Origin of the sequence: Pseudomonas sp. UBA2684, assembly GCA_002354655.1 — a bacterium.
GTDB lineage: Bacteria > Pseudomonadota > Gammaproteobacteria > Pseudomonadales > Pseudomonadaceae > Aquipseudomonas.
The window spans coordinates 17,011-29,918 of sequence record DELY01000009.1; the positions used below are offsets into that span (position 1 = coordinate 17,011).

General features: G+C 63.5%; 11 protein-coding genes. 7 read left to right on the forward strand and 4 right to left on the reverse strand.

The genetic code is table 11. The features are described from left to right. Nucleotides 1-66: 66 nt before the first annotated feature. The 4 genes from B3M58_RS04315 to B3M58_RS04330 form a co-directional block, all read right to left on the reverse strand. The gene (locus tag B3M58_RS04315) at nt 67-1,371 is read right to left on the reverse strand and encodes a TRAP transporter large permease (RefSeq protein WP_296217340.1); all 1,305 of its coding nucleotides are present in this window, start codon (nt 1,369-1,371) and stop codon (nt 67-69) included. A gap of 61 nt (nt 1,372-1,432) precedes the next feature. After that, complete coding sequence (locus tag B3M58_RS04320; RefSeq protein ID WP_296217341.1) at nt 1,433-1,939, reverse strand: TRAP transporter small permease; 507 nt, start codon at nt 1,937-1,939, stop codon at nt 1,433-1,435. 81 nt (nt 1,940-2,020) lie between these two features. Next, complete coding sequence (locus tag B3M58_RS04325; protein ID WP_296217342.1) at nt 2,021-3,013, reverse strand: TRAP transporter substrate-binding protein; 993 nt, start codon at nt 3,011-3,013, stop codon at nt 2,021-2,023. Between the two features lie 351 nt (nt 3,014-3,364). Next, nucleotides 3,365-4,309 (reverse strand): LysR family transcriptional regulator, encoded by a 945-nt coding sequence (locus B3M58_RS04330; RefSeq protein ID WP_296217343.1) that lies wholly within the window; start codon nt 4,307-4,309, stop codon nt 3,365-3,367. A 280-nt stretch (nt 4,310-4,589) separates the two neighbouring features. Here B3M58_RS04330 and B3M58_RS04335 point away from each other — a divergent pair, with 280 nt between their 5' ends. The 7 genes from B3M58_RS04335 to B3M58_RS04365 all read left to right on the forward strand — a co-directional run bounded on the left by B3M58_RS04335 (nt 4,590) and on the right by B3M58_RS04365 (nt 12,880). After that, complete coding sequence (locus B3M58_RS04335) at nt 4,590-5,810, forward strand: OprD family porin (protein WP_296217344.1); 1,221 nt, start codon at nt 4,590-4,592, stop codon at nt 5,808-5,810. 146 nt (nt 5,811-5,956) lie between these two features. Next, nucleotides 5,957-7,840, forward strand: coding sequence for a methyl-accepting chemotaxis protein (locus B3M58_RS04340; RefSeq protein ID WP_296217345.1), 1,884 nt, complete (start codon nt 5,957-5,959; stop codon nt 7,838-7,840). Nucleotides 7,841-8,417: 577 nt separating this feature from the next. Beyond that, complete coding sequence (locus B3M58_RS04345) at nt 8,418-9,170, forward strand: 5-oxoprolinase subunit PxpA (protein ID WP_296217346.1); 753 nt, start codon at nt 8,418-8,420, stop codon at nt 9,168-9,170. Continuing rightward, entirely contained in the window at nt 9,167-9,883 is a 717-nt protein-coding gene (locus B3M58_RS04350) for a 5-oxoprolinase subunit B family protein (RefSeq protein WP_296217347.1), read from the forward strand. The genes B3M58_RS04345 and B3M58_RS04350 overlap by 4 nt, the downstream gene beginning before the upstream one ends. Next, nucleotides 9,880-10,821 (forward strand): biotin-dependent carboxyltransferase family protein, encoded by a 942-nt coding sequence (locus B3M58_RS04355; protein WP_296217348.1) that lies wholly within the window; start codon nt 9,880-9,882, stop codon nt 10,819-10,821. The genes B3M58_RS04350 and B3M58_RS04355 overlap by 4 nt, the downstream gene beginning before the upstream one ends. Before the next feature lie 152 nt (nt 10,822-10,973). After that, entirely contained in the window at nt 10,974-11,933 is a 960-nt protein-coding gene (locus B3M58_RS04360; protein ID WP_296217349.1) for an AAA family ATPase, read from the forward strand. Nucleotides 11,934-11,938: 5 nt separating this feature from the next. Next, the gene (locus B3M58_RS04365) at nt 11,939-12,880 is read left to right on the forward strand and encodes a DUF58 domain-containing protein (RefSeq protein ID WP_296217350.1); all 942 of its coding nucleotides are present in this window, start codon (nt 11,939-11,941) and stop codon (nt 12,878-12,880) included. The last annotated feature ends 28 nt before the right edge of the window (nt 12,881-12,908 follow it).

The following is a 12,908-nucleotide window of genomic DNA, read 5'->3' on the forward strand; positions in this document are numbered from 1 at the left end:
CAATTGCATGGCGCTATGTAGCCGCCAAGCGGCCAAGTGCGCCTCAGCGCCCTTGGCCGACGCGGCTCAAGCGCCAGTTATCGCCTGCGGCAGAAGCAGCACGATCTGCGGGAAAGCGGTGATCAGAATCGCCGCCAGCACCAGCAACAGGAAGAACGGGAAGCTGGCCTTGGCCACTGTCCACATGTCATGGCCGGTGAGGTTCTGAATGACGAACAGGTTGAAGCCAACCGGCGGCGTGATCTGCGCCATCTCCACCACCAGAATGACGAAGATGCCGAACCACAGCAGGTCGATACCGGCGGCCTGGACGGCTGGCAACACCACGGCAGTGGTCAGCAGGATGATCGAGATACCGTCGAGAAAGCAGCCCAGCGCAATAAAGAACACGGTCAGAGCCAGCAGCAGCACATAAGGCGACAGCTGTTTGGCGATGATCCAGTCCGCCAGCGCCGACGGCAGCCCGGTAAAGCTCATCGCCGAGGTCAGGTAGGCCGCGCCCAGCAAGATGAAGAAGATCATGCACGAGGTGCACACCGCGCCCATCAGGCTGGCCATAAAGGTCTCGCGGCTGAGCGAGCCGGAGCACAGGGCAATCAGCAAGGCACCGACCACGCCCACTGCCGCCGCTTCGGTGGCGGTGGCAAAACCGGCGTAGATCGAGCCGATCACCGCAACGATCAACGTCACCACCGGGATCAGCAGCTTGGCCCGGCGCAGCTTCTCCATGAACGGCAGGGCTTCGCTCTCCTCCGGCAGCTTGTCACGATTGAGCATCGCCCAGATCATCAGGAAACCGCTGAAGATCGCCAGCAACATCAGCCCCGGCAGAATACCGGCGACGAACAAACGCGAGATCGACACCTGCGCCGCCACGCCATAGACGATCATCATGATCGACGGCGGAATCAACAGCCCCAGGGTTCCGGCACCGGCCAACGAGCCCATGGCGATGCTGTCCGGATAACCGCGCGCCTTTAATTCGGGTAACGAAATGCGCCCGATGGTCGCCGCGGTGGCCGCCGAGGAACCGCTGACGGCGGCAAAAATCCCGCAGCCGAACACGTTCACATGCAGCAGACGTCCCGGCAGACCACGCATCCACGGCGCCAAGCCGTTGAACATGTCTTCCGAGAGGCGTGTGCGGTAGAGAATTTCGCCCATCCAGATAAACAGCGGCAAGGCCGTCAAGGTCCAACTGGCGCTGGAGGCCCAACTGGTGGAGGCGAGAATAGAGCCGGCTGGCGCACCGCCGAACAGCTCCATGCCGATGATGCCGACGCCAAGCAGCGACAGTGCAACCCAGACGCCGCCACCGAGCAACGCAAACAGCGCCACCAGCAGGGTGATGGTAATAATTGTGTATTCCACGGCTAACTCACTGATGCGATGCGGCCGCAGCCGCTGGAAAAAGGAACACTCCGGCTCGGGCTTATTCGCTCAGCGTGGCGCCGACATCGGCGACCTCGAAGCGGCGCCCTAGGCAAACCAGCACCAGGCGTTCGGCCATGGCAACCACCAGAATCAGGGTGCCGAGCAACATCGGCAGTTGCGGAAGCCACATCGGAATCGGCAACAGACCAGACGACACCTCACTGAACTCATACGACTCGATCACAAACAGCGCGCAGTACCAAGCCAGGTACGCGGCGATCGCCAGCCCGATAAACGTGCTCAACACATCGGCGACGAAGCGCCCACGCACCGACAGCAGGCGATACATCAACTCGACGCGGATATGCGCGCCACGCTGCAAGGCATAGGGCAATGCCAGGAAGCCGGAAGCGGCCATGGCATAGGCGGCGAATTCGTCCGCAGAAGGCACCATCGTGCCCAGTTGGCGCGCGACGATCTGGGCGACCACCAGCAGGCAGATCAGCACGAGAAACACACCGGACAGCCATCCGGACAAGGTGTAGAGCTTATGCAGCGGCGTCATGGGCTGAAGACTCCCTGATTACGAACAGTGGCCGGGGCATGGCGGGATGCCGCGTGCCCCGGCAGCACAAAGGTGGCGGGGTCAGTTCTGGTAAGCGTCGATGATCGCTTTGCCATCGGCACCGGACTTTTTCAGCCACTCGTCGACCATGGTCTGACCGATTTGCTGGAAGCCTGTCTCCACGGCTGCCGGCGCCGTATCGGCGACTTGCATGCCTTTGTCCGCCAGGGTTTTCACCAGCTCGCCGGTTTTTTCCTGGGCAATCTCCCAACCGCGCTTCTCGGCACGCACGGCAGCGTCCAGCACCGCCTGCTGCGCGTCTTGCGGCAAACGATTGAAGGCGCGCGCGTTGACGATCACGAAGTTCTTCGGGATGAATGCCTTGACGTCATAGTAGTAGGTGGCGAAGTCCCAAGCCTGGGAGTCCACCCCAGTGGTGGGCGAGGTCAGCATGCCGCTGATCATCCCGGTGCTGAACGCCTGGGGGATTTCACCGGTCTGGATCACCGTCGGAATCGCACCCATCAGTTCGGTCATGCGCGAGGTCGCGGGGTTGTAGGCGCGAAATTTCATGCCCTTGAAATCATCCATGCTGCTGATCGGCGTCTTGCTGAAGATGCTCTGCGGCGACCAGGGCATGGCGTACAGCAGCTTGATGCCCTGCTTGGCCAAGCGTGCCTCTACGGCCGGACGACTGACTTCCCAGAGCTTTTGCGCCTCGCTGTAGTTGCGCACCAGAAACGGCACGCTATCGACTTCATAAATCGGATCTTCGTTGCCCAGCACCGACATCAGTACATCGCCGACCTGCACCTGCCCAGTCTGCACCGCGCGTTTGACTTCCGGGCGTTTGAACAGCACCGAGTTGGCATGGATGCGAATCTGCAATTCGCCGGCGGTGGCGGCCTCGACATCCTTGGAGAACTCCTTGGCCACCGTGGTGATGAAGTTGCCGTCAGGCTGCTCGACCGTCATGTTCCAACGCTCGGCGGCCTGAGTGGAGAGTGCGCTGAAACCAAGGACGCAGGCCATGGCCGACAGTGCGAAGCGAAACGAGGTGCGGGTGCTCTTCATGGTGTTCTCCTGATCATTGTTCTGGGCGCAAGGGACGGCGCCGGTGTTGAGGGAAGACGACCCCGAGTCTCAGTGGATAGGCAAAGCCTGTCCAACTAGAAAAACCGGGAGCGCATGATCGGAAATCGTTATGAGACGAAACGAGGCGACAGTGCGCCACACGCACCATAAGCGCGCAGCACAACCTAGTCGCAATAAGCAGTCAGGCTGTTAAAAGCACGCGCGGCCAAGGCCCCTCGCGCAAGGGCTGCCGTCCATTGGATGATTGGTCAGGTGCTGTTGCCAGGAGACCGTTCACGCCAGCGCTAGCGTCTGGCGCAGGCAGGTCGCGACCGAGGGTCTGTTGCCGTTTCAGGCGGTTTTCTGCTCAGTGCCCGGGATCGCCAGCGCCAGCATGGCTTCGCCCATCTGTTCGCCGTACTCGTAGAGCGCCTCGCAGGCGAGCGCGATGATGTCCTCGCTCAATTCGAGGCCGACGCCGTTACGCCAGGTGGCGACAACCCCCAGCGATGGCGGCTGCGGTACGCCTTCGAGGAGGGTCAGCACGCCCTGCTTCAGCTCTTCGCTGACCAGGGCGGCCGGCAGTGCGCCAATGCCAAAGCCATCGCGGATCAAGCGCGTCATGGCCGCCACCGAGTTCACGCAGCTGATACGTGGCGCGCAGACGTTGCCGGCATGTAGCAAGTTGAGAATGTCTTGGTGCGGGCGGGAGTTCTTCGAAAACGTGATGATGCGCTCTTTGGCCAGCTCATCTATCGAGGCGTAGCGGCGGTGGTACAGCGAGCCGGTCGGCACGATCCACTGCACCGGGAAACTGCCCAGCTCCAGGTTGCGCACGCTGTCGCCATGGACCATATCGGTTTGAAAGATGATGTCCAGGTAACCCTTCTGCAATTGCTCGCAGAGGTTGCGCGCGGTGTCGGCCGTCAGCTCGATTTCCACCCCCGGGTAGCGCTCCATGATCTTTGTTACGAACGGACTCAGCCAGGTGTGAATGACGGTATCCATCGCGCCAACCCGGATACGCCCCTGGATGTTGCCGGTGTCGCTGATCGACTGCTTCAGCGCCTGCATGGTATCGATCATGCGTTCGGCGTATTCGAGCACCTTCTGTCCTTCCGGCGTCAGCGATACGCCTTTCGAGTCGCGCAGGAACAAGCGCGTGCCCAACTCGTCCTCCAGCGCGGCAATCCGGCTGGAAATGGAGGCCTGGGTGCTGAACAGTTTCTCCGCAGTCAGGCGAAAACTCTTCAGCCGCGCCACCCAAACGAAGGTCTCGAGAAATCTCAGGTTCATGGCCGACTCGACCCTCTGGGGAGTGAAATATGCCGCCTGCCGAAGCAAGCCGTGTGTGTCCTGCAAAGCAGATTGCATGCCAGCGCTGGGCGCGAGCACGCGCCGCGCGCATCGGATTTTCTTATGTACCGCCCCTGCTTTTTCTCGTTGGACGCGTTGTCTTTGCACTCCCAAGAATGTGCCGGCGGTACCCGAAGCCCAATAACAACAGACATAACTCGCGCTCTGCCAAGCAGCCGGCACTGGCCGCTGTGCGCTCCCCCATCAGGAGACACTCCGCATGACCCCACGCAACCATATGGCTGCCCTGCTGATATTCAGCGGTAGCCTTCCCAGCCTGGCCAACGCCGATTTCATCGACGACAGCAAAGCCAGCCTCGAACTGCGCAACTTCTATTTCAACCGCGACTTCCGCCAGGACAATGCCCGCGACAAAGCCGAGGAATGGGCGCAGGGCTTCCTCCTGCGGCTGGAGTCGGGCTACACCGAAGGCACCGTAGGGGTTGGCGTCGACGCCATTGGCCTGCTGGGCATGAAGCTCGACTCGGGCGACGGCACCGCCGGCAGCGGGTTGTTGCCGGCCGATGGTTCCGGCGGCTCGCAGGACGAATACTCCAAGCTCGGCCTGACCGGCAAGGTCAAGGTGTCCAACAGCACCCTCAAGGTCGGTGCCCTGCACTTTCGCAGCCCGATCGTTTCGGCCAACGACTCGCGCCTGCTGCCGCAACTGTTCCAGGGCGCCCTGCTCAACGTGCAGGAAGTCGATAACCTGATTCTCCAGGGCGGCCAGATCAACCGTATCAAGGCCAATAGCTCCACCGATTACACCGAGATGACCGGCAACCGCATCGGCGGCGACAGCGACTCGTTCGTCTTCGCCGGCGGCGACTACAAACTCACCCCGGCACTCACCGCCGGCCTGCATTACGGCAAGCTCGAAGACGTCTATCAGCAGTACTACGGCACCCTCACCCACCTCTTGCCGCTGGGCGAAGAACAGTCGCTGAAGAGCGACCTGCGTTTCGCCAAGAGCCGGGAAGACGGCAACTTCCGCGCACTCGACAACCAGGCCTTCGGCGCGATGTTCACCTACACCCTGGGCGGCCATGCCTTGGGGGCCGGTTACCAGCGCATGAGCGGCGACGATCCGTTTCCGTATATCGCCAGCAGCGACCCGTTCCTGGTCAACTTCGTACAGATCAACGACTTCGCCAACACCGAGGAGCGCTCCTGGCAGGCGCGCTACGACTATAACTTCGCCGCCATCGGCATCCCCGGCCTGACCTTCATGACCCGCTACATCTCCGGCGACAACGTGCAAGTCGGCGCCGGCAACGATGGCCAGGAGTGGGAACGCAACAGCGATATCGCCTATGTGTTTCAGCAAGGCGCGCTGAAGAACGTCGGCGTCAAATGGCGCAATGCCACGGTGCGCTCCAACTTCGGCAACGACCTCGACGAGAACCGCCTGATCCTCAGTTACAGCTTGCCGCTCTGGTAACGGGCATGGCCCCTGGCCGACGGTTGAAAACCACCGGCCAGGGGTTTGCGGGGTCGCTCAAGAGCAGGATTCGGGCGATCGATTCAAGTTGTACGACAACCTGCCGATGCCTGTGGCTCAAACCCTGAAGGTGGTGAGGAGTTACCATGCAGTTCTTCCTATCCTGGAAACAGAAGTTCCGCCTACTGATCGGCATCACCCTGCTGAGCCTGGCACTGATGGCGGCCTCGTCGTTTTGGGCAAGCCTGCAACTGAGCGCTTCGCTACAAGCCCGCGAGGATGCCAAAGGCTATGCCAGCGCCTCCATCTCACTGATGAACGACTGGTTGAAACTGGGAGCCCAACGCCAAGCGCTCAGCCCCGCAACCCAGGACAACTTCCAGCAACGCTTGAGCGCGCTCGAACAACTCGCGAAACAGTTCGTTGTCCAGGCACAAGGGCTTGGCGATGCATCGATCAGCCAGAGCGCCCGACAGATTGAAGAGTTGCTCCTGACCGAGACCGCCTTGCAAAGAGACTGGCTGGAGCTCAGCCAGCAACTCGGCCTGCCCCCCTTCGAGGGCATGCGCCAGACCCTCTCGACAAGCGCGCAGAGTCTGGAGCCGATCAACATCGGACTGATCCAGCCCTTCATTGCCGCGGCCTTGCGCAACCAGCGCGACTACCTGTCGACCTTCGATAGCGGCTACGCGGACCAGACCCAGAGCGCCATCGACGACATGCAGGCCAAGATCGAGGAGCTGGACTGGCAGGAGAACCAGATCGGCCAGGCGGTCAGCAGTTTCAGCGCGGCCTTCAGCCAGGCACACGCGCTGATCCTAAAGATCCGCGAGGCCGAGCAGCGGATCGCCAGCCTGGGGCAGCAGATCGAACAGCGCATCGATGAGCAGAACGTCATGCTGCAGGACGGCATCCTCGCCAGCACCGCGCGGCAAGCGCAGCAGGCCAGTCGCTCGTCGAACTGGATAATGGGACTGAGCTTTACCGGCGTCGCGCTATTTCTGCTGCTGACCCTGAGCCAGGCCTCGCGCACCCTGATGGCGCAACTGAACAATGTCACCCAGATCCTCAGCCAGGTCGCCTCCGGCAACCTCACCGGCACCCTGACAATCGGGCGCAACCCGAAAGACGAGTTCAATCAGTTGGCCGAGGCGTCCAACCGGATGATCGAAGGTATCAGCCGGATCGTTCGCCAGGTGATCGACGCCAACCGCGAACTGACCGAGCTGCACCGTTACCTGAGCGAATCGATGCGCCGCCTCGGCGATAACAGCAGCCAAGTGGAAATACAGACCGAGCAGGCCGCTTCGGCATCCCAGCAAATTTCGGCGACCATCAACGAGATGGCGCAGCGCACCTCCGACGTCGGCAACGCCACCCACACGGCCTACGACTCGGCACGCATGGGCAGCACGATCATCGACGCCAGCGTCGCGAGCATGCGCCGGCTGGCGCAGTTGATCCAGGCAACCCACGCCCAGGTCGCCCTGCTCAGCCAATCCAGCAGCAAGGTGGCCGGGATCATCGATGTGATCAACAGCCTGGCGGACCAGACCAACCTGCTCGCCTTGAATGCCGCCATCGAAGCCGCGCGTGCCGGCGATGCAGGGCGGGGTTTCTCGGTGGTGGCCGACGAGGTGCGCTCGCTGGCCCTGAAAACCGTTGCCGCCACCACCGATATCGCCGGCATCGTCGGCGAGTTCAAACAACAGACGCAGCGCATGAACGAGCTGATGACCAGCGGCCTGTCCCTGGCCGCGGAAAGCGAGCGACATTCCAGCCAGGTGGCGGAAACCATCGATGAGATCACCCGCTCGATGGAGCAGCTCAGCGGCGAGATGAATCAGGTGGTCGTGGCCATCGAAGAAATTTCCAGCACCACCGAGGACATCGCCGGCAAGATGGAGGACATCAACCTGCACACCGGCGAAACCAAAGGCCTACGCGTAACGCTGGATCAACACACCCATGGTTTGTCCGTCCAGGTCGAGGCCTTGAGCCGCAGCGCCCGGCAATTCCAGGTCAGCTGAATAACGCCTGCCGCCTGGCCGGCGGCAGGCCTGTCAGGCGCGATAGTCGTAGTCGTCGAGCAACTCCTGCGCCGCCACCGAATGGAAAGCCGCCACGACCCAATCCTCGGCGCCACTAACCCACCCTAGCGAATCTGCGTTCAACAGTTAACGGATACATCGGCCACGGCCCGCATACCGACCAACTGCACGCATAGCGCAGCCATCTCCAGATCTCGACGTTTCAGGTGCGCAATGCGAGGGGCGTAGAATCTCGATGACTTTCCGCGGCGAGGCTGGGCTTGTCCAACCAGAAAAACTGCGCGCTGATCGGCAAACCTTATGCCCGCCAGCACCCAGGCACCGGCTGCCGCTGCGCCAAGGCGGTTGACCGCGATGGCGACATCACACCGTGGCAGCCATCGACTTTTCCTATCTCCGGCGCACATTTTTATTAGTTGGACGCGCCCGGTGGCCCGTTCAAGAATGCAGCACGGGTCATGTTGCGCACCTTGCCTGTGCAGTGACCGCTCCACAGCTGTCGCCAACCTGCGTTTAACCGACGCAGCCAAGGCGCCCCGCCCAGAGGAATACCTGCGTGAACAGCCTGCTCCTGAACTGCGATATCGGCGAAAGCTTCGGCGCCTGGACCATGGGACTGGATGCCGAGGTCATGCCCTACATCGATTGCGCCAACATCGCCTGCGGCTTCCATGCCTCCGATCCCAGCACCATGCGCAAGACGGTTGCCCTGGCGGTCGAGCATGGCGTGCGCATCGGCGCGCACCCGGCCTACCCGGACCTGGTCGGTTTCGGCCGACGCTCGATGGACTGCACCCCGCAGGAGGTCGAAGACCTGCTGCTCTACCAGATCGGCGCCCTCGAAGCGATGTGCCGCAGCCACGGCAGCCAGGTCAGCTACGTCAAACCGCATGGCGCGCTGTACCAGGACATGATGCGCAAGCCGCAAATTCTGCGGGCGGTGATGCGCGCCGTGGCCAGCTACGACACACGCCTGCCGGTGATGCTGATGAGCACCCGCGACAACAGTCAGGCCCAGGCCATCGGCGACGAGTTCGGCATCGCCCTATGGTTCGAGGCCTTCGCCGACCGCGCCTACGACGCCGCCGGCTTTCTGGTGGCGCGCAGCCAGCCAGGCGCGGTGCACCATGACAGCGAAGTGATCGTCAACCAGGCCATCACCCTGGCCAAGGGCGACGCCTTGATCGCCAGCGACGGCAGCGTCCTGCCTTTGCACGCCCATACGCTGTGCGTGCATGGCGACAACGCCAGCTCGGTCGCCGCGGTGCGGCACATCCGCAGCGCCTTCGCCGCATTGGGTCAGGCATGACCACGCGCCCCGTTCCGCGCCTGGAAGTCGCCGGGATCGACAGCCTGATCCTGCGTCTGTTCGAGCACATCGACGAAAGCAACATGCCCTGGATGCTGGCCGCCAGCCAGCGCCTGCGCACCAGCTTCGGTGCCGCGCTGATCGACCTGGTGCCGTCCTACACCACCCTGCTGCTGCACTACGACCTGCAACGCATCAGCGCGCCGCAGGTCAGCGCATTGATCGCCGAGGCGTTCCGCGACCTGCAACCGGCCGACAACAGTGGCGGCCGCTGCCACGTCCTGCCGACCTGGTACGACCGCCGCGTCGGTCCCGAACTGCCGCTGCTGGCACAACGCAGCGGCCTCAGCGAAGCCGAGGTGATTCGCCGCCACAGCAGCCACCAGTACCAGGTATTCGCCCTCGGTTTCGCCCCGGGCTTCGCCTTCATGGGCCTGGTCGAAGAAGCCCTGGCCGCGCCGCGCCTGAGCACCCCACGCAAACGCATCGCCCCTGGCAGCGTGGGCATTGCCGAACGGCAGACTGCGGTCTACCCAGTGGTCTCGCCTGGCGGTTGGAACCTGCTTGGACGGTGCCCGAGCAAACTCTTCGACCGCAGCATCGACGGCTACAGCCTGCTGCAACCAGGCGACCGCGTACGCTTCGCCGCCATCGATCACGCCGAATTCATCCGCCTCGGCGGCGACGACAGCCCGCTGGAGATGACGCCATGAACCGCACAGCGAACCGTGGCGGCTTGCGGGTGGAGCGCAGCACACCATTTATTCAGGTGCAGGATGCCGGCCGCTTTGGCGTTCGCCACCTGGGCGTGACCCAGAGCGGCGCCCTGGACTGGATTTCCATGTCGTGGGCCAACTGGCTGCTGGGCAACGACCTGGGCGCCGCCGTGGTGGAAATCACCCTGGGTAATCTCAACCTGCTCTGCGAACAGGACGCCTGCCTGGCGCTGGCCGGTGCCGACCTCGGCGCCACGCTGGATGGCGAAGCGCTGGCGCCCTGGCGCAGCTTCAACGTCCGCCAGGGACAACGGCTGAATTTCGCGCAACCGCGGCAGGGCGCACGCGCCTACCTGGCCGCGCCTGGCGGTTTCGACGCCCCGAAGGTGCTCGGCAGCTGCGCCAGCATCGCCCGCGAAGAACTCGGCGGCCTGCACGGTAACGGCAAGCCACTGGCCGCCGGCGACCAACTGAGCTGGGCCGGCACGCGGGCCGCGCCACGCGTCATGGCCGCGGCATCGATTCCGCTGTTCAGCCCGTCGCCGCGTCTGGACTTGATCCTGGGCGCGCAGATCGGCAGCTTCAGCGGGCAGAGCCTGTTCGATGTATTCAACAGTGACTGGACCATCGACTCGCGGGCCGACCGCATGGGCGTACGCCTGCTCGGCCCGCAGTTGCACTGCCAGGGCGCCGCCATGGTGTCGGAAGGTATCCCGCTCGGGGCGGTGCAGGTGCCGCCGGATGGCCAACCGATCATCTTGCTCAATGATCGCCAGACCATCGGCGGCTACCCGCGCCTCGGCGCCTTGACGCCGCACGCAGTGGCCCGCCTCGCGCAATGCCTGAGCGGCGAAACGCTGCGCCTGGCGCCGGTGTTGCAGGAGTCGGCGCAGCAGACCCACCTGCAACTGCTCCGCCAATGGCAAACCGGCTGATCGCGGCTTTTCAGGACACATCGCCGGCCACCGGGCGGCTGGCGAGAATGCTACCCCGCGCATAGCCTGGCCTTCCCCTTATGCATTAAAGTGTCCCGCGGCTGTGGAGCCAGCCCGTCCCGACACGCCAAGCCCGCCAGGAATAGCCAACGATGGAACACCGTGAAGCGCTGATTGCGCTGCGACACTTTCTTTCAAGCCAGATTCTCGGCCAGGAAAAACTCATCGAACGGCTGCTGATCGCGCTGCTCGCCGACGGCCACATGCTGGTCGAGGGCGCTCCCGGCCTGGCCAAGACCAAGGCAATCAAGGAGCTGGCCGAAGGCATCGAGGCCGAGTTTCACCGCATCCAGTTCACCCCCGACCTGCTGCCCGCCGACATCACCGGCACCGAAATCTATCGTCCGGAAACCGGCAGCTTCGTGTTTCAACAGGGACCGATCTTCCACAACCTGGTGCTAGCCGACGAGATCAACCGCGCCCCGGCCAAGGTGCAGTCGGCCCTGCTCGAAGCCATGGCCGAACGCCAGGTCAGCGTTGGCCGCAGCACCTACGACCTGTCGCCGCTGTTTCTGGTGATGGCCACCCAGAACCCGATCGAGCAGGAAGGCACCTACCCGCTGCCCGAAGCGCAGCTCGACCGTTTTCTGATGCACGTGAAAATCGGCTTCCCGGATGCCAACGTGGAACGCAAGATTCTCGCCCAGGCCCGTGGCGAGGCGCTCAATGGCGAATCCAAGCCCGAGCACCGGGTCAGCCAGCAGGCGATCTTCGCCGCGCGCAAGGAAATTCTCGGCCTGTACATGGCCGATGCCGTGGAGGAATACCTGGTGCAACTGGTGATGGCTTCGCGCACGCCGGGCAAGTTCGACCCGGAGCTGGCCGAGTGGATCGCCTATGGCGCCAGCCCGCGTGGCTCGATTGCCCTGGACCGCTGCTCGCGGGCGCACGCCTGGTTGGCCGGACGTGATTTCGTCAGCCCGGAAGACATCCAGGCGGTGCTCTTCGACGTGCTGCGCCACCGCATCATCCTGTCGTTCGAGGCGGAAGCCGCCGGTATCGACCAGGACCGGGTGGTGCAGCGGATTCTCGACGTGGTCGCCGTCGCCTGACGCCCATGCACGTACTTCCCACGCAACCCGGTGTACGCGTCAATCTCGCCGAACTGATCGAGATGCGTCACCGTGTGCGCGAGGTGCAACTGTTCTCCACGCCAGCACGGCGCAGCCCGCTGATCGGCCTGCACCACTCCAAATTGCGCGGCCGCGGCGTGGATTTCGATCAGGTGCGGGTTTATCAGGCCGGCGACGACGTGCGCACCATCGATTGGCGCGTCACCGCACGCACCCAAGAGCCGCACACCAAGCTGTTCCATGAAGAACGTGAGCGACCGATCTACATCCTCGTGGAACAGAGTCAGCGGTTGTTTTTCGGCTCAGGCCTGATGTTCAAATCGGTACTCGCCGCGCAGGCCGCCAGCCTTATCGGCTGGGCCGCCCTGGGCCACAACGACCGCATCGGCGGCCTGGTATTCGGCGACCAGGAACACCACGAAATTCGTCCACGGCGCAGCAAGCAAAGCCTGCTGCAACTGCTCAACCGCCTGGCGCGCGCCAACCAGGCGCTGTCCAGCGACGCCCAGGCCAACCGCGACAGCTTTGGCCTGGCCCTGCGCCGGGCCCGTGAAGTGCTGCGCCCTGGCAGCCTGGTGATTGTCCTGTGCGACGAACGCACCCTCGGCGACAGCAGCGAGCAGCAACTGATCCTGCTGGCGCGGCACACCGACCTGCTGCTGCTGCCACTGTCCGACCCGCTCGACCATGCCCTGCCCGCCGCCGGCCTGCTGCGCTTTGCCGAACGTGGCGCGCAGCTTGAACTCGATACCCACAACGCCGACCTGCGCCAGGCCTACCGCGCTCAGGGCGAAGCGCGTCAGGCACGCTGGCAGCGCCTGGCGCAGAAGCTCGGCGTGCCGTTGCTGCCACTGAGCACGCAGACCGAAATGATCGAACAGCTGCGTGACCACCTCAATGCCCAGCGGCCCAGGAAGCACTCATGAACCCGCTGGATCGGCTCGAGCCGCTCAT